Source organism: Streptomyces sp. NPDC055013 (genome assembly GCF_053608645.1).
Genome location: NZ_JBSGVW010000002.1, coordinates 290,560 through 312,130, shown reverse-complemented (window position 1 = coordinate 312,130; position 21,571 = coordinate 290,560). Strand labels below are relative to the sequence as shown.

General features: G+C 71.3%; 21 protein-coding genes, 1 tRNA gene and 1 pseudogene. 6 read left to right on the top strand and 17 right to left on the bottom strand.

From position 1 onward, the window contains the following. Positions 1 to 7 precede the first annotated feature (7 nt). The 8 genes and pseudogenes from ACWGDB_RS04070 to ACWGDB_RS04035 form a co-directional block, all read right to left on the bottom strand. Complete coding sequence (locus ACWGDB_RS04070) at positions 8 to 700, bottom strand: SDR family oxidoreductase (protein WP_453820975.1); 693 nt, start codon at positions 698 to 700, stop codon at positions 8 to 10. Further along, complete coding sequence (locus tag ACWGDB_RS04065; RefSeq protein WP_453820974.1) at positions 697 to 1,572, bottom strand: cupin domain-containing protein; 876 nt, start codon at positions 1,570 to 1,572, stop codon at positions 697 to 699. The genes ACWGDB_RS04070 and ACWGDB_RS04065 overlap by 4 nt, the downstream gene beginning before the upstream one ends. Then, positions 1,569 to 2,921: an amidohydrolase family protein gene (locus tag ACWGDB_RS04060; RefSeq protein ID WP_453820973.1), complete on the bottom strand. Its 1,353-nt coding sequence runs from the start codon at positions 2,919 to 2,921 to the stop codon at positions 1,569 to 1,571. The genes ACWGDB_RS04065 and ACWGDB_RS04060 overlap by 4 nt, the downstream gene beginning before the upstream one ends. Positions 2,922 to 2,957: 36 nt before the next feature. Then, entirely contained in the window at positions 2,958 to 3,938 is a 981-nt protein-coding gene (locus tag ACWGDB_RS04055) for an alpha-ketoacid dehydrogenase subunit beta (protein WP_453820972.1), read from the bottom strand. Next, positions 3,926 to 4,903, bottom strand: a complete 978-nt coding sequence (locus ACWGDB_RS04050; RefSeq protein WP_453820971.1) for a thiamine pyrophosphate-dependent dehydrogenase E1 component subunit alpha — start codon at positions 4,901 to 4,903, stop codon at positions 3,926 to 3,928. Before ACWGDB_RS04050 ends, ACWGDB_RS04055 begins: the two co-directional genes overlap by 13 nt. Continuing rightward, positions 4,903 to 6,279 (bottom strand): M24 family metallopeptidase, encoded by a 1,377-nt coding sequence (locus ACWGDB_RS04045; RefSeq protein WP_453820970.1) that lies wholly within the window; start codon positions 6,277 to 6,279, stop codon positions 4,903 to 4,905. The genes ACWGDB_RS04050 and ACWGDB_RS04045 overlap by 1 nt, the downstream gene beginning before the upstream one ends. 52 nt (positions 6,280 to 6,331) lie before the next feature. Further along, positions 6,332 to 6,973, bottom strand: coding sequence for a helix-turn-helix domain-containing protein (locus tag ACWGDB_RS04040; RefSeq protein WP_453820969.1), 642 nt, complete (start codon positions 6,971 to 6,973; stop codon positions 6,332 to 6,334). A gap of 100 nt (positions 6,974 to 7,073) precedes the next feature. Further along, positions 7,074 to 7,562: pseudogene (locus ACWGDB_RS04035) on the bottom strand (sensor histidine kinase); the annotation flags it as partial. A 184-nt stretch (positions 7,563 to 7,746) separates the two neighbouring features. On the opposite strand from ACWGDB_RS04035, the gene ACWGDB_RS04030 reads away from it, so the two are divergent. The 6 genes from ACWGDB_RS04030 to rox all read left to right on the top strand — a co-directional run bounded on the left by ACWGDB_RS04030 (position 7,747) and on the right by rox (position 14,396). Further along, positions 7,747 to 8,610 carry a hypothetical protein gene (locus ACWGDB_RS04030; RefSeq protein WP_453820968.1) on the top strand — a complete coding sequence of 288 codons (864 nt, stop codon included), beginning with the start codon at positions 7,747 to 7,749 and terminating at the stop codon, positions 8,608 to 8,610. 147 nt (positions 8,611 to 8,757) lie between these two features. Next, a complete protein-coding gene (locus ACWGDB_RS04025) occupies positions 8,758 to 9,567 on the top strand; it encodes an SAM-dependent methyltransferase (RefSeq protein ID WP_453820967.1) in 810 nt (269 codons plus the stop codon). Positions 9,568 to 9,645: 78 nt separating this feature from the next. Next, positions 9,646 to 11,049 (top strand): glutamine synthetase, encoded by a 1,404-nt coding sequence (locus ACWGDB_RS04020; protein WP_453820966.1) that lies wholly within the window; start codon positions 9,646 to 9,648, stop codon positions 11,047 to 11,049. Position 11,050: 1 nt separating this feature from the next. Further along, positions 11,051 to 12,223 carry an amidohydrolase family protein gene (locus ACWGDB_RS04015; protein ID WP_453820965.1) on the top strand — a complete coding sequence of 391 codons (1,173 nt, stop codon included), beginning with the start codon at positions 11,051 to 11,053 and terminating at the stop codon, positions 12,221 to 12,223. A 42-nt stretch (positions 12,224 to 12,265) separates the two neighbouring features. Next, positions 12,266 to 12,793 carry an NUDIX hydrolase family protein gene (locus ACWGDB_RS04010; RefSeq protein WP_453821079.1) on the top strand — a complete coding sequence of 176 codons (528 nt, stop codon included), beginning with the start codon at positions 12,266 to 12,268 and terminating at the stop codon, positions 12,791 to 12,793. Positions 12,794 to 12,968: 175 nt separating this feature from the next. After that, complete coding sequence (gene rox, locus ACWGDB_RS04005) at positions 12,969 to 14,396, top strand: rifampin monooxygenase (protein ID WP_453820964.1); 1,428 nt, start codon at positions 12,969 to 12,971, stop codon at positions 14,394 to 14,396. Positions 14,397 to 14,470: 74 nt separating this feature from the next. Here the strand turns inward: rox and ACWGDB_RS04000 are convergent. The 9 genes from ACWGDB_RS04000 to tdh form a co-directional block, all read right to left on the bottom strand. Then, positions 14,471 to 14,544: transfer RNA gene (locus tag ACWGDB_RS04000), tRNA-Pro, on the bottom strand. 99 nt (positions 14,545 to 14,643) lie between these two features. Next, positions 14,644 to 15,954 (bottom strand): MFS transporter, encoded by a 1,311-nt coding sequence (locus ACWGDB_RS03995; RefSeq protein WP_453820963.1) that lies wholly within the window; start codon positions 15,952 to 15,954, stop codon positions 14,644 to 14,646. Then, the gene (locus tag ACWGDB_RS03990) at positions 15,947 to 16,306 is read right to left on the bottom strand and encodes an MmcQ/YjbR family DNA-binding protein (RefSeq protein ID WP_453820962.1); all 360 of its coding nucleotides are present in this window, start codon (positions 16,304 to 16,306) and stop codon (positions 15,947 to 15,949) included. The genes ACWGDB_RS03995 and ACWGDB_RS03990 overlap by 8 nt, the downstream gene beginning before the upstream one ends. Before the next feature lie 69 nt (positions 16,307 to 16,375). Then, positions 16,376 to 16,858, bottom strand: coding sequence for a YfbM family protein (locus ACWGDB_RS03985; RefSeq protein WP_453820961.1), 483 nt, complete (start codon positions 16,856 to 16,858; stop codon positions 16,376 to 16,378). Between the two features lie 115 nt (positions 16,859 to 16,973). Continuing rightward, positions 16,974 to 17,486 carry an N-acetyltransferase family protein gene (locus tag ACWGDB_RS03980; protein WP_453820960.1) on the bottom strand — a complete coding sequence of 171 codons (513 nt, stop codon included), beginning with the start codon at positions 17,484 to 17,486 and terminating at the stop codon, positions 16,974 to 16,976. Continuing rightward, on the bottom strand, positions 17,483 to 18,070 hold the full coding sequence (locus ACWGDB_RS03975) for a helix-turn-helix domain-containing protein (RefSeq protein ID WP_453820959.1): 588 nt from the start codon (positions 18,068 to 18,070) through the stop codon (positions 17,483 to 17,485). The genes ACWGDB_RS03980 and ACWGDB_RS03975 overlap by 4 nt, the downstream gene beginning before the upstream one ends. A gap of 46 nt (positions 18,071 to 18,116) precedes the next feature. Then, positions 18,117 to 19,019, bottom strand: a complete 903-nt coding sequence (locus ACWGDB_RS03970; RefSeq protein ID WP_453820958.1) for a LysR family transcriptional regulator — start codon at positions 19,017 to 19,019, stop codon at positions 18,117 to 18,119. 38 nt (positions 19,020 to 19,057) lie between these two features. Further along, positions 19,058 to 20,251: a glycine C-acetyltransferase gene (locus ACWGDB_RS03965; protein WP_453820957.1), complete on the bottom strand. Its 1,194-nt coding sequence runs from the start codon at positions 20,249 to 20,251 to the stop codon at positions 19,058 to 19,060. 40 nt (positions 20,252 to 20,291) lie between these two features. Further along, positions 20,292 to 21,320 (bottom strand): L-threonine 3-dehydrogenase, encoded by a 1,029-nt coding sequence (gene tdh / locus ACWGDB_RS03960; protein WP_453820956.1) that lies wholly within the window; start codon positions 21,318 to 21,320, stop codon positions 20,292 to 20,294. Between the last annotated feature and the right edge of the window lie 251 nt (positions 21,321 to 21,571).

The window sequence follows — 21,571 nt, the reverse complement described above, 5'->3', positions numbered from 1 at the left end:
AAGCCTCTCACCCGAGCAACCATCCCCCATCCACCGCGAGTTCGACCGCGTTGACCGACCGGTTGCGCAGCAGGAAGTCCACCGCGTCCACGACGTCCGCCATCGTGGCGAGCTGCCCGGTGGGGGTTCTGGCACGTAGCCCCGCCAGCACCTCGCCGGGCTTGGCCAGCCAGTAGGGGCTGTCCCCCACGACCCCGGGATGCACGGCGTTGACCCGTACCGGCGCCAGCTCGACGGCGAGGGTGTTCACCAGCCCGCTCACGCCCGCGTTGACGGTCGCCACCGTCGTGGCGCCGACGTACGGGCGCTCCTTGGCCTGTCCGCCGAACAGCACGATCGCGCTGTCGTCGTGCAGCCGTGGACGCAGGGCGTGCACGACCTCGGTGTAGCCGACGAGCTTGAGCGTGACGAGACGCAGGGCTGCGTCGATGTCGTACTCGGTGACCCGGTTGTCGTCCCGGGAGACGCCCGCGATCACCAGGTGGTCCAGACGCCCGACGCCGGCCAGTGCGGCGGCGATCTCCCGGGGCTGCGACAGATCCAGCGCGAGGCCCTGAGCAGCGCCGATCTCCTTGGCCACCGTGTCGGCGCGATCGGCGTCGCGGCCGGTGAGGACCACCTCGTCACCCCGCCGCGCGCGGAAGCGGGCGAACTCGCGGCCGATCCCGGAGGTGCCGCCCACGACGAGCACACTGCTCATGACCCCAGCGCCTTCCTCAGATACTCCCAGTCCCGCGTGAACCGGTAGGAGTGCTGCGGCGGCGGCTGCGGCGCCTGGGTCTCCAGCCAGCGCAGGGGCCCCTCCCCCGCGTTGGCGAACCCGTGCACGCAGCCGGCGCCCGCCCACGCGAGGTCGCCGGGGCCGAGCCGGTACCGCTCGCCGTCGAAGGTGGCGTCCACGGCCCCCTCCAGGAACAGGTACGTCTCCTCGAAGGGGTGGTCGTGTGTGCCGGCCACCCCGTCCGGCGCGTACTGCACCATGAACATGGTCGAGGCGACGGCGCCGAGATCGCTGTCGACCATCATCTTCACGGTGATCCCGCTGTACACGAGCAACGCGGTCCGCATGCTCGCCGACACCGCGAGCAGGTCCTGCGCCTGCTTGCCGGGATCCATCTGCGCGGCCTCGAAGTGGCCGAAGGACCGGGTGCGCGGGTCGCGGACGTCGATGCGGACGGGGTCGCGGGCCGGCAGCGCGGGCACCGCCTGGGTGTCGTGGCCGTAGCGGGCCCGCGGCACCGGCGCGAGCATGTCGGCCCAGCGTCCGACGGTCTCCCCCGCGCCACGCCAGGCATGCGTGACGCCGGTCGGGAGGAGGCCGTAGTCGCCCTCTTCTAGGAGGTACGACCCTTCGGGCACATCGAGGATCACGGCCCCGTCGAGGACATGGAAGCTCTCCTCGTACGAGTGCACATGCGCGCCGACCCGGCCGTCGGGCCGTATCTCGCACACACCGAAGCCGGTGTGCACGCTGCCGTCATCTTCGCCGACCAACTCCCGTCGCCGGTGGCCGAGTTCGTCATAGATCGGCTCCGGGACGTCGGCGGCCCGGCGCACCAGGTGTCGGGTCATGCGGCGCTCTTCGCCTCCTTCGCGGCCAGGAGACGGTCGCAGGAGTCCTGGACCAGTCGGCGGGCCCGGTCGACGTCGGCAACGAGCCGGCCGTCACGCTTGCGGATCACACCGTCGACGATGACCGTGTCGACGTTGGAGACATCCGCCGACAGCGTCACCGCGGCGGCCGCGTCGTGCACCGGGGCGACATTCAGTGCGGTGGCGTCGATCGCGACGACGTCGGCGCGCTTGCCGGGGGTCAGGGAGCCGGTGCGGTCCTCGACGCCCGCGACGTGGGCGCCGTTGCGTGTCGCGATCTCCAGCATCTGACGTGCCGTCAACATCGTTTCGGGGACGGGCAGATTGGCCTTCCAGCAGTCGGCGTTGACGCGGGCGCGCTCGGCGCCGAAGGCCGCGCGGATCTGGGTGAACATGTCGCCGGGCACGGTGGTGACGACATCGATGCTCAACGAGGGCCGCAGCCCGTACTCGATGGCCTTCATGACGGGGGGCCAGCCGTGCCCCATCTGCTCCTCGACCTGCGGTGCGATCGAGACCGTGCCGCCGCTGTCGGCGACCATCTGCCACTCCTCCTCGCTGAAGTAGCAGCAGTGGACGTAGGTGGTGTCGGGGCCGAGCAGCCCCAGGCCCTGGAGCTGCTTGACCATGCCGAAGCGGCCCGCCAGGCGGCCCATCGCGACATGCACGGTGATCGGGATGCCCAGGTCGCGGGCGAGGGCCCACTCGGCGGTGACGACGTCGTTGGTGCAGAAGCCGGGGCCGCGGGTGGCCAGGCCCATGGTCAGCAGACCGTCGTCGGAGGAGAAGTGGGCGCTGCGAATGCGTCGTACGTCGTCGCCCGGAATCGCGATCTTGCTGTCGAACCAGTAGTCGGCCAGTGAGGTGTTGGCGCTGCCGTACGCGTACTGGGCGCGGATGCCGGTCTCCGTGAGCGCGTGGATCGCGGCGTCGGGATGCTCGGGGGTGTTGTTGATGTGCGACCAGTCGACGAGGGTCGTGATGCCCGCGTTGAGGCACTCCAGCGATCCCGCGAGGTTGGCCGCGTACACGTCCTCGGGGGTGTAGAGCGGCGCGAAGGAGTCGAGGATGTCGACGAAGTAGTCGTCCAGGGTGGCGTCGGGGGCGACGTTACGGATCGACGCCTCCCAGGTGTGGCGGTGGGTGTCGACGAAGCCGGGGATCACGATACGGCCGGTCATGTCGAGCACGTCCGCGTCGGCGCTGATGTCCGGCTCCACCGCCGTGATCTTCCCGTCCTCGATGAGGACGTCCCCCTGGGGGAGGTCCCCGACAGCGGGATCCATCGACAGCACGTGACCGGCTCGCAGGAGTATCCGATCGGGCATCGCTCTTCCTCCCATGCGGTGTTTCGGACGGGACGTTCAATAGGCGGTGAGGGTCCTCACGGCCGTGACGACCTTGTCGACGGTGGGGATCACCCGTTCCTCCAGCGCATCGGCGAACGGCAGCGGTACGCACTCCCCCGCCACCCGTCTGACCGGCGCGTCCAGCAGGCCGAACCCCTCGTCCGCGACAACCGAGACGACCGTCGCGCCCCAGCCGCCCTGGTACGGGTTCTCCTCGACGGTGACGAGCCGCGAGGTCCGCCCGAGCGACGCGAGCACGGTGCTCATGTCCAGCGGCACCAGACAGCGCAGGTCGACGACCTCCGCCTCGATGCCCTCGCCGGACAGCAGGTCGGCGGCCTGCAGCGCGAGCGGCACCATCGAGGCGAGGGCGACGAGGGTGACGTCGGCGCCCTCGCGGACGACTGCGGCCCGGCCCAGCTCGACGACATGGTCCGGCGGTGCGGGCGCGCCCTTGGAGGCGAGCAGCGCCTTGTGCTCGAAGAAGACGACCGGGTCGTCGCTGCGGATCGCCGCGGCCATCATGCCGATCACGTCGGCGGGGGTCGCCGGTGCGGCGATCTTCAGACCGGGCACGGTGAGCGCCCAGTTCTCGGTGGCCTGGGAGTGCTGCGCGCCGAAGCCGAGCCCGCCGCCGTTGGCGGTGCGCACCACGAGCGGGACGGTGACCTGGCCGCCCGTCATGTACCGCACCTTGGGGATCTCGTTGGCGAGATAGTCCCAGCAGCAGGCCAGGAAGTCGGAGAACATGATCTCGGCGACGGGCCGTATCCCGGTCATCGCGGCGCCCATGGCAGCCCCCACGATGGCCTGTTCGGAGATCGGCGTGTCCCACACCCGCTCGGGCCCGAACTCCTTGAACAGCCCGACGGTGGTCTTGAACACCCCGCCCGCCGCCCCGATGTCCTCGCCCAGGCACACGACGGACGGATCGCGCCGCATCTCCCGCGCGATGCCCTCGGCGACCGCCTCCCGGTAGGTGATCAGGTCCGCCACGCCGCACCTCCGTCCGCCCATACGTCGGTGAACGCCTCGTCCGGATCGGGCGCGGGCGCCGCCTTCGCGGCCTCGACGGCCTTCTGGACGAGGGAGGTCGCCCGGTCGTCCGCCTCGCCGATCACCGCCTCCGACACCCCCATCTCGACGAGCCGGCCCCGCGCCAGGTCCAACGGGTCGTGCTTCAGCCAGCGTTCGACCTCCTCGGCGGGGCGGTAGGTGGCCGGATCGGAGCGGCTGTGCCCGAAGTGGCGGTAGGTCAGCGCCTCCAGCAGCGCGGGCCCGTCTCCTGCCCGGGCCCGCGCCGCGAACCGGGCCACCGCCTCCTCTACCGCGAGGACGTCGTTACCGTCCACCACCTCGCCCGGGATGCCGTACGCGGGCGCCCGGTCGGCGGCGGGGCGGGGCACCGCCGTGACGTCGGCGATCGGCGTGTACTCCATGTAGAGGTTGTTCTCGCAGACGAACAGCACGGGCAGCTTCCATACGGCGGCCAGGTTGAGCGCCTCGTGGAAGGCGCCGATGTTGGTGGCGCCGTCGCCGAAGAAGGCGACCGCGATCTGGTCGGTGCCGCGCAGCCGGGCCGACCAGGCGGCGCCGGCCGCCATCGGAAGGTGGGAGCCGACGATGGCGTACGAGCCGAGCATGCCGGTTGCCGCCTTGGTCAGGTGCATGGAGCCGCCCTTGGCCCCGCACAACCCCGTGGCCCGGCTCATGAGTTCGGCGAGGCACTCCTCGGGGGTGGCGCCGCGTGCCAGCGCGTGATGGTGTCCCCGGTAGGTGGCGAAGACGTGGTCGTCGGGACGCAGGGCGGCACTCGCGCCGACGGCGATGGCCTCGTGTCCGGCCGCGAGGTGAGTGGTGCCCTTGACGAGGCCCTGCAGGAAGAGGTCGTGGGCGGCCTTCTCCGTACGGCGGATGACGGTCATCCGCTCGTAGGCGGCGAGGAGTTCGGCCGGTTCCATCAGCGGGACCCATCGTCACGGGAGGTGCTGCGGGAGGGGTTCAGGGGTGTGTTGCGGGACGTGTTGAGGTGGGACTGCGACTCGCGCCGGGTGTTCAGCTCGCCGCCGACCGTCCAGTACTTGCGGCCCGCCACGAGCAGTTCCTCCGCCGGGAACTTGGTGATGACCTCGCAGCCGTCGGCGGTGACGACGACTTCCTCCTCGATGCGGGCGGCGGACCAGCCGTCGGCGGCGGGCCAGTAGGTCTCCAGCGCGAACACCATGCCCTCTTCCAGGACCTCGGGGTGGTCGAGGGAGACCAGCCGACTGAAGATCGGCTTCTCCCAGATCGACAGGCCGACGCCGTGGCCGTACTGGAGGGCGAACGCGGCGGTCTCGTCGGCGAAGCCGAACTCCTCGGCGCGCGGCCAGACCTGCACGATGTCGGCGGTGGTGGCGCCCGGGCGGACGAGGTCGATGGCCTGGTCCATGTACTCGCGGCAGCGTACGTATGCGTCGCGCTGGGCGCGGGAGGCGCTGCCGACGGCGAAGGTGCGGTAGTAGCAGGTGCGGTAGCCGAGGTGGCTGTGCAGGATGTCGAAGAAGGCGGGGTCGCCTGGGCGGATCAGACGGTCGCTGTAGACGTGCGGATGGGGTGAACAACGCTCGCCGGAGATCGCGTTGACGCCCTCGACGTACTCGCTGCCGAGGTCGTACAGCACCTTGCTGACCACCCCGACACACTCGTTCTCGCGCACGCCTGGGCGCAGATAGCCGTACAGCTCCTCGTACGCGGCGTCGACCATCGCGCAGGCCTGGGTGAGCAGGGAGATCTCGTCCGGTGTCTTGATGCGGCGGGCCTCCAGGAAGACCTGCTGTCCGTCGACGACCTCGATGCCCTCGGCGCGCAGGGCGGTGAGGACCGGCATCTCGACGACGTCGATGCCGAGCGGCTCGTCGGCCAGGCCGTGTGCGCGCAGTTCGGTGACGATCTTCGCGGCGACGTCCGCGGCGATCCCGGCCTGCGGGTGGAAGGCGCCGCGCAGTGTGGAGATCCCGGCGCGGGCGCCGGTGGGCGGGCCGTCTTCCTTCCCGTCGCTGTAGTCGAGCCACGGGTTGTACAGCTGGTGGTGCCGGGCCGCGGAGCCGAAGTCCCAGACGATCGGCTCGCCGCCGCGCACCAGCAGGGCGAAGCGGATCAGCTTGTCCATCGCCCAGGTGCCGATGTGCGTGGCCGTCATGTAGCGGATGTTGGCGAAGTCGAAGCTGAGCACCGCGCCGAGATCGGAGCGGTTCAGGGTCTCGTTGAGACGGGCCAGCCGCTGTTTGCGCAGCCGGTCCAGGTCGACGCGCTCTTCCCAGTCGACGGCATTGGGTCCGAAAGTGCGGATCGCCATGGCGACCACCCCCGCTTGGGAGTCAACGACTGTACGCGGCGAGTGTCAAGTGTCACTGAACAACACTGGACACGAACCAGATGCCTGTAGCCAGTACGTCACCATCATTGCGGTAGCGGTGCGGGGTCGTCGACTCGAAGCAGACGGAGTCGCCGGGACTCAGCGTGTACTCGTCGAACCCGAGGGTGAGGATCAGCTCGCCCGAGGTCAGGCAGCCGTATTCGGTGCCGGTGTGCCGCATGAGGCCACCGGAGCTGGAGGAGGCCCCGCCGGGCCGGTACGTCACGAGCAGGAAGTCGACGTCGGTGCCGGGAACGTGGCCGAGACGCTCCCACACCACACCCGAGTCCAGCTCCAGCACTTCCCGCTCCTCCGGCGTGACCAGCGGGCCGATGCGGCGACCGGGGTCGGCGGCGAAGGCGGCGAGGGCGTGCAGGACGGTGCCGGGGGCTGCCGCCGCCAGGGAGGCCGTTGCAGCTTCGCCCGCCTCGAAGAGGACTTCGATGGAGATGCCGAGGGCTGTGGTGATGGCGTAGAGGGTGCTGACCGAGGGCTGGCTCTTGCCGTTCTCGATCTGCGAGATGAGGCTCGCCGATACGCCGACCTCCCGGGCGAGCGCCCGCAGGCTCGTCCCGCGTGCCAGGCGGGCCTGCCGGATGCGGGTGCCTACCGGCGGGACGGCGGCGGGGGGCATGCGGGCTCCTCTCGGCGGGACAGGACTGTTCGCTCCCATTGAACAGCGAGCGGAGCACGCGCGGTACTGCAACGCTCCAAGTGCCACGGGGAACCGCACATCAGGCCTTCCTCGCCGGAAACACCGCCCGAACCTCCCACCCGACCCCGCCCCGCGGTCCGGCATGCAGTTCCCCGCCCAGTGCGGTCACCCGCTCCTTGAGGCCGACGAGGCCGAAGCCACCGCCGTGGGCCGCCGGCGGCAGCTGGACGCCGCCTCGGCCGTCGTCCGCTACCGACACCTCCAGTCGCCCGGCGTCGTCGCTCAGGCGAACTTCGATGTGCGCGGCGTCGGCCGCGTGCCGCTGGACGACCCGGAAGGCCGCCGCCTGCACCTCATGGGGCAGGTCGTCCGACACCGCGGGATCACGGCTCAGGGTGACCTGCCGGCCCGGGCCCGCGAAGCCGTCCGTCAGCTCGGCGACGCCCGCCAGGTCGCCGACCGGGCGACGGTCACCGCCCTCCTCCCCGGTGTCGCGCAGCACGCCGACGGTACGGCGCATCGAGGCGAAGGCCTCGGTGGCGGCGCGTTCGATGCCGGCCAGGACCGGAACCGCGTCGAGATCGCGGCGTGGGCCTGGCAGCACGGATACGGACAGCCGGGCGGCTGAGGCGCCGGCGCGGCGTGGGCGCGCTCCCCGGGGGTGGTCACTCGAACGGGCCGGTGCCGGTGGTGGGCCGTTGGTTCCGGTGGTGCGCTGAGGGCACTCGTCACGTTCTCAGGAGGCACCCCCGATGACCCGTCGTACGTCCCGACTCGTCCGCGTCCTCTCCTCGGCCCTGGCGGCAGGAACGCTGCTGGCCACCGCCGCCTGCTCGGACGACGGCGACGAAGACGGCTCGCGGGCCTCCGGCGTCACCGCGTCCCCCGCCGCCAGGAAGCAGCCGACCGGCTCCCCCACCACGACCGGTTCTCCCACCACGACCGGCTCGCCCACCGGGGCCACCCTCACCGAGTCCGGCGCACAGACCGCGCTGATCACCGAGGCGGACATCGAGGACGCCTGGACCCAGGTCAAGGACACCGAGGCGGAGAACTGGCACGACAGCCTGCTCATCGGCACCGTGGACGTCTCGGACTTCCTCACCGCCAAGGCCGACGCCGCCGACTGCCAGCGGCTCATGGACTCGCTCTACGACGACGACCTGCTGGGCAAGCCGTCGGGAGCGAACGCGCTGCGCGGCTTCACGCAGAACGATTCTCGGCTGCTCTACCAGGTCGCGGCCTACGACCGCAACGACCCGCAGGACTCGCTGAACTGGATGGCGAAGCTGCCGACCGAGTGCGACCAGTTCACGATGACAGAGAACGGCGAGGAGCGCACCGTCCAGGTCATCGAGACCTCGCTGCCCGACGTGGGCGACGCCCGTGAGGGCCTGCGGGTGACGGTGCAGGGCACCACCGGCGGCGAGCAGTCCACGCTGACCCTCGACGTCGCCGCCGTTCGTGTCGGCAACGACGCGATCACCGTCACGGCGGGCGGCCTCGACGGGGACGAGCACGACTCCGTGGAGCAGGCGGTCAAGCTCGGTACGCAGCGCCTCCAGGACGTCCTGGCCGGGAAGTCGCCCGCCTCGACGCCCAGCGAGATCGAGTAACACGGCCCACCGCTCCCTCTCCCTCCCGCCGCACTGCCCTCCAACAGCCCTCCCGGCTCTGCCGATTCCCGGGACAGCGTGATCAACGGAGCGGCACAATGGCGGCGATGGCCGGTTTCGGTCGTTCGTGCGAGGAGAGGACGAGTCGTGAGTGATGGCCACACCCCGTCGGGCGGGTCGGCGAAGCTGAACACCGGTGTGGCGCACAACGCGCGCGTGTGGAACTACTGGATCGGCGGCAAGGACAACTACGAGGTCGACCAGCAGGTCGGCGAGCATGTCGCGGGGATGTTCCCGATCATCCGGGACATCGCCCGCGCCGACCGCGACTTCCTCGGCCGGGCGGTGCGTTTCGTGGCCGAGGAGCAGGGCGTGCGGCAGTTCCTCGACATCGGCACCGGACTGCCGACGGCGGACAACACCCATGAGATCGCCCAGCGCGTCGCCCCCGACTCACGGATCGTGTACGTCGACAACGACCCGATCGTGCTCGTGCACGCCCGCACGCTGCTGACCGGCACCCACGAGGGCGTCACCGCCTACATCGACGCCGACGTGCACGACCCGGACGCCATCGTCGAACGCGCCTCACAAACCCTGGACTTCACGAAACCGGTCGCGGTGATGATGCTGGGCATCCTCAACTTCGTCCTGGACTACGACGAGGCCCGCGAGATCGTACGGCGGGTCCTTGCCGCGGTCCCCTCCGACAGCCACCTGGTCCTGACGCACCCGACGTTCGACTCCGAGCTGGGCGGCGAGGGCCAGATCCCGGCGATGAAGTTCTGGAACGAGAACGCCACGCCGCCGATCACTGCCCGCAGCGGCACGGACATCGCGGCCTTCTTCGAGGGGCTGGAGCTGCTGGAGCCGGGCATGGTGTCCTGCTCGCAGTGGCGCGCCCCCGACTCTCCCGTTGCGGTGCCGCAGTACGGCGCGGTCGCCGTGAAACCCTGACGCCCAGCGGGGACCACACGTGCCGGCCCGGACCGGCACGGACCGGAACGCACCGGCCGAGCTCGTCGAGGAGACCGTATGACCACCCTTGCCGATCCCGTCCCGGGCGGGCGTCCCGGTGACGTCGAGCGGGCGGGCGCGCTGAGCGGCGAGTTGTCCGGGCGGGGCGTGCACGGGATCGTCCTGGCGTACGTCGACACGGCGGGCATCGCCCGGGTGAAGACGATCCCGACGGCGAAGCTCGCCTCCACGGCGGCCTGGGGCGTCGGGATGTCCCCGGTGTTCGACACCTTCCTGGCGGGCGACTCCATCGTCACCACGGACGTCCTCGGCTCCCCGGACGGCGACCTGCGCCTCTACCCCGACCTCGACCTCCTGGTGGAGCTGTCCGCGCAGCCCGGCTGGGCGTGGGCTCCGGTCGACCGGATCACCCAGGAGGGCGAGCGGCATCCCGGGTGCAGCCGTACGTTCCTGCGGCGGACGGTCCTTGAGGCGGCCGAGCGGCACGACGTCACCTTCAAGGCGAGCATCGAGATCGAGTGGGCCGTCGCCCAACCCCCGGGGCCCGAGGGTGAGTTCGTGCCGGCGGTCGCAGGGCCGGCATACGGCGCCGCCCGCCAGGTCGAGCTGAGCGACTGCGCCGCCGAGCTGCTGGCGGCGCTCGCGCGGCAGGGGGTGGAGGTCGACCAGTTCCATCCGGAGTACGCGGCCGGACAGTTCGAGCTGTCGGTGGCAGCGCTCGATCCGGTGGCTGCGGCCGACCGCAGCGTGCTGGTGCGGCAGACGATCCGGGCGGTGACGCAGCGGCACGGGCTCGCAGTGTCCTTCGCCCCGGCGGTCCTCGGCCAGGGCGTCGGCAACGGCGGCCATGTCCACCTCTCCGCCTGGCGCGAGGGGGTCAATCTGCACGCAGGCGGTGACCGCCGGCACGGCATGCGGTCCGAGGCCGAGTCCTTCGCGGCCGGCATCCTCGCCCACCTCCCCGCCCTCACGGCCGTGACCGCGCCGAGCCCGGCGAGCCAGCTGCGGCTCAGACCCTCGCAGTGGGCCGGGGTGTTCACCGCATGGGGCCGGGAGACACGGGAGGCCGGGCTGCGTGTCGTCACGGGCACGGCAGGCCATCGCGCCGAGGCGGCCAACCTGGAGGTCAAGCCGGTGGACCTGGCCGCCAACCCATACCTCGCCCTCGGGTGCCTGATCGCCGCCGGGCTGGACGGACTGGCGTCGGGCGCGCGGCTGCCGGAGGAGATCACCGGCGACCCGGCCCACCTCGGCGCGCGGGCCGCGGCGGCCCGAGGCGTCCGCCGGCTGCCGACCTCGCTCGCCGAGGCCGTGGAGGAGTTCCGTACGAACGAGCCGCTGCGTGCCGCGCTGGGCCCCGTCCTCGCCGACGCCGTGATCGCCGTACGGCAGGGCGAGGTCGACGCCGTCGCCGGGCTGGACGACGATCAGGTCGCGGCGGCGTACCGCTGGAAGTACTGACGTGGGCGCCACCGGGCCGGTCCACGAGGCGCTCGCGGCGCTGCCGCTGGTGGACCACCACTGCCACGGGATCGTCACCTCCGACCTGGGCAGGGACGGCTTCGAGGCCCTGCTCACCGAGGGCGAGCACTGGACCGGCGTCTCGTCCTTCGACACCCCGGTCGGCGTGGCCGTACGCCGCCACTGCGCACCCCTGCTCGATCTGCCGCGGCACGCCCCCGCCGACGCGTATCTGGCCCGGCGTGCGGAGCTGGGCCGGGGCGAGGTGGACCGCCGGCTGCTCGCCGCCGCCGGAACGGAGGTGTTCTGCGTCGACACCGGCTACACCCCACAGCGCCTCACCACACCCCAGGAGCTGGCGGAGACCGCCGACGCGACCGCGTACGAGGTCGTACGGCTGGAGGCGGTCGCCGAGGCGCTGGCGGCACAGGGGGTCGAACCGGATGCCTACGCCTCCGCCTTCCGTACGGCCGCCGAGGCGGCCGTACGGCGGGCGGGCGTGGTGGCCGTGAAGTCGGTGGCCGCCTACCGGACCGGCTTCGACCTGAACCCGGCGCGCCCCTCGGACGCGCTGGTCACCGCGGCGGCCCGGCAGTGGCTGGCGAACGGCGGCCGCCTGACCGACCCGGTCCTGGTACGTCATCTCCTGTGGACGGCGGTCGACCTGGGGCTTCCCCTCCAACTCCACACCGGGTTCGGCGACAGCGACATCCGACTGCACCGCGTGGACCCGACCCGTCTGACGGACTGGCTGCACCTCATCAAGGGCACGATTCCGGTGCTGCTCCTGCACTGCTGGCCCTACCAGCGCCAGGCCGCCTATCTGGCGGCGGTCTTCGAGGAGGTGTATCTCGACGTCGGCCTCACCCTGCACCACGTCGGCCCCGCCCGGTCCCGGGCGATCCTGGCGGAGGCGATGGAGATCACTCCGTTCCGCAAGCTGCTGTACGCCTCCGACGCGTATGGTCTGGCGGAGTTCTACCAGCTCGGCGCACTGGCGTTCCGCCGCGGCCTGGGCGAACTGCTCCAGGACCGGGTGGACGCCGACGAGCTGGGCCTGCCTGACGCGCTGCGGATCGCGGCGTGGGCGGCCGGCGACAACGCCCGCCGTCTCTACGGACTTCCCGCCCCCGAACCCGACCCCGCCCTCGAGCCCCGCCCGCCTCGCGACTGAGCGTTCGCAATTCCCGGAAAGTATGATCAAGCAATGTCTGACATGACCGAGACCACGCCCGGCTGGCTGTCCTCCGACGAGCTGGAGATGGCACGCGCGCGCATGCCGATCCTGTACGTCGAGGCCGTGCCGGTGCAGGTCGACGACAGCGGCGAGGTCACCAGCATCGGCCTGCTGCTGCGCATCGGACCGGACGGAACGGTCAGCCGGACCCTCGTCTCCGGCCGCGTGCTGCACCACGAGCGCGTCCGCGACGCCCTCTTGCGGCACCTGGAGAAGGACCTCGGTCCGGTGGCGCTGCCCCGGGTCCCGACGTCCCTCCAGCCCTTCACCGTCGCGGAGTACTTCCCGACGCAGGGCGTCACGCCGTACCACGACCCGCGCCAGCACGCGGTCTCACTCGCCTACGTCGTCCCGGTCACCGGCGACTGCCGGCCCCGCCAGGACGCCCTCGACCTGGTCTGGTTCAGCCCGCAGGAGGCCCTGTCCCCGGCGGTGCAGAGCGAGATGCCGGGCGGCCACGGGGTGCTGCTGAAGCAGGCGCTGGCGCACGTGGGCTGCGTGATCTGACGGCCGGCGGGCGACGAGAACCGGGCTGCAAGGACCGGGCCACAGACGAAGGGCAAGGAGGTCACTCACTCCTTGCCACTCTCAACGTATAGCGCACCGGGGGTCTTGCGGCAAGGCCCCCTTCGTACCGCAGAATCTCCGGCCGAAGCCAGTACCTGCGGAAATGAGTGTTGTGATGATCGACGTGATCATTGTGGGCGGCGGACCGACCGGCATGATGCTGGCCGGCGAGCTGCGGCTGCACGGCGTGCATGTGCTCGTGCTGGAGAAGGAGCCGGAGCCGACCAAGGTGGTGCGCTCGCTCGGTCTGCACATGCGCAGCATCGAGGTGATGGACCAGCGGGGTCTGCTGGAGCGGTTCCTCGCACACGGTAGGCAGTACCAGGTCGGCGGCTTCTTCGCCGGCATCGACAAGCCCTGGCCCGACCGGCTGGACACCGCACATCCCTACACCCTCGGCATCCCCCAGACCATCACCGACCGCCTGCTCGCCGAGCACGCCACCGAGGTCGGCGCCGAGATCCGGCGCGGCTGCGAGCTGGTCGGTCTGAGCCAGGACGACGACGCGGTGACAGCCGAGCTGGCCGACGGCACACGGCTGCGCTCGCGCTACCTCGTCGGCTGCGACGGCGGCCGCAGCACGGTGCGCAAGCTGCTCGGCGTCGGCTTCCCCGGCGAGCCCGCCACGGTCGAGACGCTGCTGGGCGAGATGGAGGTGGCCGTGCCCCAGGAAACGCTGATCTCCGTGATGACCGAAGTCCGCAAGACCCAGAAGCGGTTCGGCTTCATGCCTCTCGGAGACGGGGTGTACCGCGTCGTCGTGCCTGCCGAGGGGCTGACCGAGGACCGCGCCGTCCCGCCGGCCTTCGAGGAGGTCCGGCAACAGCTGCGGGCGGTCGCCGGCACCGACTTCGGTGTTCACTCACCTCGCTGGCTGTCCCGCTTCGGCGACGCCACCCGGCAGGCCGAGCGCTACCGGTCCGGCCGGGTGCTGCTGGCCGGCGACGCGGCGCACATCCACCCGCCGACCGGCGGCCAGGGCCTCAACCTCGGCATCCAGGACGCGTTCAACCTCGGCTGGAAACTGGCCGCCGAGCTGGGCGGCCGGGCACCGGACGGGCTGCTGGACAGCTACGAGAGCGAACGGCACCCGGTGGCGGCCGACGTGCTGGACAACACCCGCGCGCAGATGTACCTGATGGCCACCGAACCGGGTCCGCAGTCGGTGCGTCGGCTGGTGTCGCAGCTGATGGACTTCGAGGACGTGAACCGCTACCTGATCGAGAAGATCACCGCCATCGGGGTCCACTACGACTTCGGCGAGGGCCACGAACTGCTCGGCCGACGGCTGCGGGACGTGAAGCTGAAGCAGGGTCGCCTCTACGAGCTGATGCGCGGCGGCCGCGGGCTGCTGCTCGACGGGACGGGCCGGCTCTCGGCGGCGGGCTGGTCGGATCGGGTCGACCATGTCGTCGACGTGAGCGAGGAACTGGACGTACCCGCGGTGCTGCTGCGGCCGGACGGCCATGTGGCCTGGGCCGGCGAGGATCAGCAGGAGCTGCTCGGCCATCTGCCGCGGTGGTTCGGGGCCGCCGCCGGTTGAGTATCGGGTCGGTACCGGGACCCATGCGAAAAAGGGCCCTCACAGGCTCTAGCCTGCGAAGACCCTTCGCACCGTCGGGACGACAGGATTTGAACCTGCGACCCCTTGACCCCCAGTCAAGTGCGCTACCAAGCTGCGCCACGTCCCGGTGCCGTCTGACCTGGGGTTTCCCCCGGCCGAACGCGCATGGAAACAATACCGCACTCGGGTCGGTGGTCGCGCACTCGTTTCCGCGTGCCCGGCCGCTTCAGGTCCGCTCGGGGCACACGCCCTCGCCTGCCGGGTCCGGAGACGGGGCCGGGGCCGGAGAGGGGGCCGGTCCCCGTGTCGTCGGGGTGTCGGCCCGCACCAGGTCCCGGATCGGACGCACCGAGAGCAGCGCCGCCACGACGACGAGGCTCATGCCTGCGGCGACCAGGAGCACGTGGTCCGTGCCCATGGTCGCCGCGGCCGGGCCGGCGAGGGCCTGGCCGACCGGCATCATCGCCAGGGAGCCCGCCACGTCGTACGCGTGGATGCGGTTGAGGACATCGGCCGGGACCTGCGTCTGGACACTGGTCGCCCACATCACGCTCCAGAAGGCCATGCCCGCCCCGGCGACAGCGGCTCCGGCAGCCATGGCCGGAACGTCGAGGCCGGCGCCGACCGTCATGGGGAAGCCGGCGAAGGCGACGAGCGCGATCGCGCCGGCGCGGAGCATGCGGCGCGGGCGCAGCCGCAGCGCCAGCAGACCGCCCACGACGGTACCCGCGCCGAGCGCGGAGTTGATCAGGCCGTAGGCGCGCGGTCCGTGCTGCTGAACCACCTCCGTAGCCACGAGCGGGACGGTCGGGCCCCACACGGCGATCATGTAGACGCACCAGATGGCTATGACGCCCCAGAGCCAGGTGCGAGCCCTGAACTCCCGCCAGCCTTCCGCCAGATCGGCCCGGAAGACCCTGGTCCCGCGGACTGCGCGGTCGCCGGGCGGGCGGACCCGTGGGGGCAGGCGGAGCAACAGGAGGCACAGGGCGCTCACCGCGTAGGTGGACGCGTGCGCCGCGAACACGCCGCCGGGTGAAGCGAATCCGACGAGCACACCGGCGAGGGCCGGGCCGGCGAGTTGGGCCACGGCCTCGGCGACGCGTATGGCGCCGTTCGCGCCCTGGACATCGGCGGCGAGCCGGGGCACCGTGCCGGCGACGCCGGGCTGGAACACGGCGCCCGCCGCGCCGTTGACGAAGCCGATCGCGCAGATCTGCCACAGCACGACATGCCCGGAGAAGAAGAGCACGGCGGCCACGGACTGGGTGCCGAGGCGGACCAGGTCGGCGCCGATCATCAGCTTGCGCGTGCTGAAGCGGTCCGCGATGACCCCGCCGAAGACGATGAGCCCGGCGAAGGCGGCGGACGTCGCGGCCAGGGCGAGACCGACGGCTCCGGCGCCGTACTCGTGCTGCAGCAGGCCCGCGGCGAGGGCCACCGGCAGCATGGTGTCGCCGAGTTGGGCGACGGCCCGGGCCACGAAGAACAGGCCGAAGTCACGCGACCACACCGGGTGTGATCCGGTCTCACTCACGCGTCGGCAGCCCCAACTCCGGATGCGCCTCCAGCAGGCTCGACGGTGCTGCCTGGCGCCAGGAGTCGGCGAGGATGTCGCGCAGTTCGTCCTCGTCTTCCAGGGCGGAGAGCCAAGCCCTCACCCAGGCGAACTGCGCCTCGTGGTCGGCGATCCAGAACTTGTCCGGCTCGGCCAGCACCAGTTCGTCGCGCTCCTCCTTGGGGCAGCGCACGGCGATGGAGGTCTCGTCCTCGGGCAGCGTGGCGAACATCTTGCCCGCGACCCGGAACGTGGGCATGCTCCAGGCGATCTTCTCCGTCGTATCCGGCAGGGACAGGGCGATACGGCGTACGTCTTCGGCATCCGGCATGACAGGCACGGTAGCGGCTGCCACTGACAACCACCTGGTGAGCGGGGTCGGCCCGGCGCATGGGGCCCTCTAGAAGCTGAAGGTCATGAACGCTCCGAGGCCGCGGTCGGCTGCCCCACCGAAGAACTCGACAAGCTCCTCGTACGCCCCCTCCAGCCACTCCAGCTGCCCCTCGGGGTCGAACCGCCACATGTTGGGGTACACATCCTTCTTCCCCATGCGCTCCGCGTCGTAGTGGGCCGCAAGCCGCTCCCACGGGGTCGCCCGCAGCTCCCGGGCCACGCTGTCGATCTGCTCCGCGGTCCATCCGAAGAGAGTGCCGTCGTCCCGGATCTGGAACCCGTCCAGGACGAACTCGAGTGATATCTCGGCCTCGTCGAACAGGAACTGAAGGCCGCCGAACGCCTTGTCCGGGCCGCCGTAGGGACGGTCCGGCAGCGGGTAGTCCTTGCCGTACAGCTCGGAGAGGTGGTCATCGGCCCAACTCGGGTCCTTCTCCGCCCTGTCCAGCTCCTCCGTGGTCGCACCGACGAACGAAATGGTCACGCCCATGACTGCCAATCCCCCTGTGTGTACTGCCTCTTCGACCGCTGTCGATGTCTTGGTCGATCAACGCTCGATCAACGTCGGAGAGTGTTCCACGGGGCACTGACAACGGGCCGATCGGTCACAGGCGCTTGAAGTAGATCGTCGTCGGCCGCAGCGCTCCGTCCGGGTTCGCCGCGTAGTCCGGGATCACCCCGGCCCGGGTCCAGCCGGCCGCCCCGTACAGCCGCTCGGCGCGGCTGTCTGTCTCGGTGTCGAGGTGGAGGAGCGTGACTCCGGCCCGGATCGCCGCCTCTTCCGCAGTCGTCAGGAGTCTGCGGCCGAGGCCCTGTCCCCGCGTGTCCCGGTGCACCATCAGCTTGACCAGTTCCGCCCGGTGGCGGCTGTTCGGCTTGTCGGGGAAGGCCAGGCTGACCGTGCCTACGGTTCGCTCGCTCTCGCGCGCCACCCACACCGCCCACTGCCCGGTGGCCACGGCCGCCGCGCGCTCCTTCCACCAGGCCATGGCCGCCGTACGGTCAAGAGGGGCCAGGAACCCGACGGATGCCCCGTCCTCCACGGTGTCCACCAGCAGGGCGGCCAAGTCCTCCGCCTGGCCCAGCAGTTGGCCTTCGTCCAGGCGCGTCACGATCACGGCAGCACCACCGCCAGCACGTACCGCACCGCTCCGGGCCCCGCGCACCGGAACCGAGTGGGCCCCCACACCCGCATCCGCAGACAGTCCCCCGCGCCGAGATGGTGCTCGGCCTCCTGAACCGTCACGTCGAGCGCCCCCTCCAGCACCCAGATGTGCTGCTCCAGTCCCGGCACGGGTGGCCGGTCGTACGCGATGTCGGCGCCCTCGGTGAGCCGCCCCTCGACGAGTTCCGCGCGCAGCCCGGCGTGCGGCGGTGACACGGACCGTCGTACGAACCCGGAGGAACGGTCCTCCCACACCGGCTGCTCGGTCGCCCGCACCAGCAGCGCGGGCTCGGACTCGACCTCGCTGAGCAGCTGGGACATGGTCCGGCCGTGGACGTGGCACAGGCGGTTCAGCAGCGAGGCGGTGGGGCTGATCTCCGCCCGCTCGGCGCGGGACAGGGTCGAGCGGCTGATGCCGCTGCGCTCCGCCAACTCGCCGAGGGACCAGCCACGTTCGGCCCGCAGCTCGGCGAGGCGGGCGCCCAGGCGGGCGTCGACCGTGTCCGGGGTATCGGCATCACCTTCGACATGTTTCATATCCGGGACGCTATCCCAGATATGAAACACCGGTGTTACGGGAGCCTCACTCCCCCGCCACGTCCCCCAGCGCGTCCAGCACCGGCCGGATCAACGGATGCTCCTCCGCGCCCCGGCGCACTGCCGCGAACACCCGGCGCGTGGGGGCCACCCCGTCCACGGGCCGTACGACGACCCCCGCGAGGTCCATGCCGCGCAGTGCCGAGCGCGGTACGAGCGCCACGCCCGCGTCGGCCGACGCGAGGGCGACGACCGCGCGGAAGTCGTCCGAGGAGTGTTCGAGGCGGGGCTGGAAGCCGGCGTTCTCACAGGCCAGGACGACCACGTCGTGGCAGGGGTTGCCGGGGTACTGACCGATCCAGGAGTCCTTCGCCAGTTCCGCGAGCGGGACCTCGGCCGCGTCCGCCAGCCGGTGGCTCACCGGGACGACCGCGTCGAAGGGCTCGGCGTACAGCGGCACGTGCGCGAGGCGGGGGTCGTCGGCGGGCGGCGCCCCCCGGTACTCGACGGCCACCGCGATGTCGACCTGCCGGTCCAGCACCATCGGCAGGCTGGCGTCGCCCTCGGCGTCCTGGACGCGGATGCGGATGCCGGGGGCGGTCCCGGCGAGACGGGCCACCGCGGGCGCGACGACCAGGGCGATGCCGGTCGCGAAGGAGGCGACCGTGACCGTGCCGGCCGCGCCCGAGCTGTACGCCGCGAGCTCGGCCTCCGCGCGCTCCAGCTGGGCGAGGACGGCGTTGGTGTGGCTGAGCAGGATCTCACCGGCCGGGGTCAGCCGTACGCCCTTCGCGCCGCGCTCCACCAGACGGTGCCCCGTCTCCTGCTCCAGGGCCGCGAGCTGCTGGGAGACCGCGGAGGGCGTGAGATACAGCGCGGCGGCAGCCGCCGTCACGGTGCGGTGGTCGGCCACCGCACGGAGGATGTGGAGCCGCCGCGCTTCGATCATGAGATCGATTATCGCAAGGTCCGGGCGTGAGCCGGACGTCAGCCTTCCAGTTCGGCGCGGGCCGAGACGAAGGCGTCCACGGCACGGTTGACGTCGTCCGTCGAGTGCGCGGCGGACAGCTGGACGCGGATGCGGGCCTGGCCCTGGGGCACGACCGGGTACGAGAAGCCGATCACGTACACGCCGCGCGCCAGCAGCTGTTCCGCCAGCCGGCCTGCCTTGGACGCGTCGCCGATCATCACGGGCGCGATGGCGTGGTCGCCGGGGAGGATCTCGAAACCCTCCTCCGTCATCCGGCGGCGGAACAGCTCCGTGTTCTCGGTGAGCCGAACGCGCAGGTCGTCCGCGGACTCCAGCAGGTCGAGGACCTTCAGGGAGGCGGCCGCGATCACCGGGGCCAGGGTGTTGGAGAAGAGGTACGGCCGGGAGCGCTGGCGCAGCAGGGCGACGATCTCGGCACGGGCCGCGACGTAGCCGCCTGACGCCCCGCCGAGGGCCTTGCCGAGGGTGCCGGTGATGATGTCGACGCGGTCCATGACGCCGTGCAGCTCGGGGGTGCCGCGGCCGCCGGGGCCGACGAAGCCGACGGCATGGGAGTCGTCGACCATGACCATGGCGTCGTAGCGGTCGGCGAGGTCGCAGATCTCGCGCAGGGGGGCCACGTAGCCGTCCATGGAGAAGACGCCGTCGGTGACGATCAGCCGGCGCCGTGCGTCCGACGCGTCCTTCAACTGCCGCTCGAGGTCGGCCAGGTCACGGTTGGCGTACCGGAAGCGGCGGGCCTTGGACAGCCGGATCCCGTCGATGATCGACGCGTGGTTGAGGGCGTCGGAGATCACCGCGTCCTCCGGGCCGAGGATCGTCTCGAAGACGCCGCCGTTGGCGTCGAAGCAGGAGGAGTACAGGATCGTGTCCTCCTGGCCGAGGAACGCGGAGAGCCTGGCCTCCAGTTCCTTGTGCACCTCCTGCGTGCCGCAGATGAAGCGCACCGACGCCATGCCGTAGCCCCAGCGGTCGAGGGCCTCGTGGGCGGCGGCGATCACTTCGGGGTGGTCGGCGAGGCCGAGGTAGTTGTTGGCGCAGAAGTTGAGGACCTCGCCGGGACGGCCGCCCGCGGCGACGTTCACGGTCGCGGACTGCGGGGTGTCGATGACGCGCTCGGGCTTGTGCAGTCCGGCGGCGCGGATCTCGTCGAGGGTGGCGCGCAGGTCGTCGCGCACGGAGTCGAACATCTCAAAGCTCCTAGAAAGGCAGGTGACTTACGCGGGTGACTTACGCGGTCCAGTCGAGGATGACCTTGCCGCCACGGCCGCTGGCCGCGTCGGCGAACGCCGCCTCGAAGTCGCGGTAGCCGTACCGGCCGGTGATCACGGGGGCGAGGTCGAGGCCGCCCTCCAGGAGCACCGACATCGCGTACCAGGTCTCGAACATCTCACGGCCGTAGATGCCCTTGATGGTGATCATCGAGGTGACGATCCGGGCCCAGTCGACCGGGAACTCCTGCGCCGGCAGGCCGAGCATGGCGATCCGGCCGCCGTGCGTCATGTTGGCGATCATGTCGCGCATGGCCTCGGGGCGGCCGGACATCTCCAGGCCGATGTCGAAGCCTTCGCGCAGCCCGAGTTCGCGCTGGCCGTCGGCGATGCTCGCCTCGGACACGTTCAGCGCCAGGCTCACGCCCACCTTGCGGGCCAGCTCCAGCCGTTCCTCGCTCACGTCGGTGATCACGACGTTGCGGGCACCCGCGTGCCGGGCGACGGCCGCCGCCATCAGGCCGATGGGGCCCGCGCCGGTGATCAGGACGTCCTCGCCGACCAGCGGGAACGACAGCGCGGTGTGCACCGCGTTGCCGAACGGGTCGAAGATCGCGGCCACGTCGAGGTCGACGGGCGCACGGTGCACCCACACGTTGGCGGCGGGCAGGGCGACGTACTCGGCGAAGGCGCCGTCGCGTCCGACGCCGAGGCCGACGGTGGCCCGGCACAGATGACGGCGGCCGGCCAGGCAGTTGCGGCACTTGCCGCACACCAGATGGCCCTCACCGCTGACCCGGTCGCCGGCGGCGATGTCGGTGACGTCACGCCCGGTCTCGACGACCTCGCCGACGAACTCGTGCCCGAGCACGAGCGGGGTGCGGATCGCCTGCTGCGCCCAGCCGTCCCAGGACCGGATGTGCAGGTCGGTGCCGCAGATGCCGGTGCGCAGCACCTTGATCAGTACGTCGCCCGGTCCGACGGCCGGCTCCGGGACGTCCGCGAGCCACAGCCCGGGCTCCGCCTTCTCCTTGACCAGCGCCTTCACGGAACGGCTCCTGACGGTGAGTCCCGGCCACGGGCATGCCGAAGGCGCCCGCGGCCGGGGAGGGGGGTGGAATCGCCTAGCAATCTGCCGTACGGCGGCTCTGCGGTCCATCGAGGATTTCTTAAGCAGCGCCACAGCTTTCCTTCACGCCCTCCACTCGCGCCCCCTCACGCCCTCTGGGCGGCGACAATCGAGGTAGGGGCCCCCGGGACGGCCGTCGCGGCCGGTCCCGGTGCTCCCGTCCCGTACTC

Bases quoted from the DNA above. Each gene is read 5' to 3' on its own strand.
- rox (WP_453820964.1), top strand. From the start codon at position 12,969: ATGATCGACGTGATCATTGTGGGCGGCGGACCGACCGGCATGATGCTG.
- ACWGDB_RS03990 (WP_453820962.1), bottom strand. From the start codon at position 16,306: ATGCCGGATGCCGAAGACGTACGCCGTATCGCCCTGTCCCTGCCGGAT.
- ACWGDB_RS04045 (WP_453820970.1), bottom strand. From the start codon at position 6,279: ATGGCGATCCGCACTTTCGGACCCAATGCCGTCGACTGGGAAGAGCGC.
- ACWGDB_RS04050 (WP_453820971.1), bottom strand. From the start codon at position 4,903: ATGGAACCGGCCGAACTCCTCGCCGCCTACGAGCGGATGACCGTCATC.
- ACWGDB_RS03965 (WP_453820957.1), bottom strand. From the start codon at position 20,251: ATGTTCGACTCCGTGCGCGACGACCTGCGCGCCACCCTCGACGAGATC.
- ACWGDB_RS03985 (WP_453820961.1), bottom strand. From the start codon at position 16,858: ATGGGCGTGACCATTTCGTTCGTCGGTGCGACCACGGAGGAGCTGGAC.
- ACWGDB_RS04030 (WP_453820968.1), top strand. From the start codon at position 7,747: ATGACCCGTCGTACGTCCCGACTCGTCCGCGTCCTCTCCTCGGCCCTG.
- ACWGDB_RS03975 (WP_453820959.1), bottom strand. From the start codon at position 18,070: ATGAAACATGTCGAAGGTGATGCCGATACCCCGGACACGGTCGACGCC.
- ACWGDB_RS03970 (WP_453820958.1), bottom strand. From the start codon at position 19,019: ATGATCGAAGCGCGGCGGCTCCACATCCTCCGTGCGGTGGCCGACCAC.
- ACWGDB_RS04070 (WP_453820975.1), bottom strand. From the start codon at position 700: ATGAGCAGTGTGCTCGTCGTGGGCGGCACCTCCGGGATCGGCCGCGAG.
- ACWGDB_RS04065 (WP_453820974.1), bottom strand. From the start codon at position 1,572: ATGACCCGACACCTGGTGCGCCGGGCCGCCGACGTCCCGGAGCCGATC.
- ACWGDB_RS04020 (WP_453820966.1), top strand. From the start codon at position 9,646: ATGACCACCCTTGCCGATCCCGTCCCGGGCGGGCGTCCCGGTGACGTC.
- ACWGDB_RS04060 (WP_453820973.1), bottom strand. From the start codon at position 2,921: ATGCCCGATCGGATACTCCTGCGAGCCGGTCACGTGCTGTCGATGGAT.
- ACWGDB_RS04010 (WP_453821079.1), top strand. From the start codon at position 12,266: ATGACCGAGACCACGCCCGGCTGGCTGTCCTCCGACGAGCTGGAGATG.
- ACWGDB_RS04040 (WP_453820969.1), bottom strand. From the start codon at position 6,973: ATGCCCCCCGCCGCCGTCCCGCCGGTAGGCACCCGCATCCGGCAGGCC.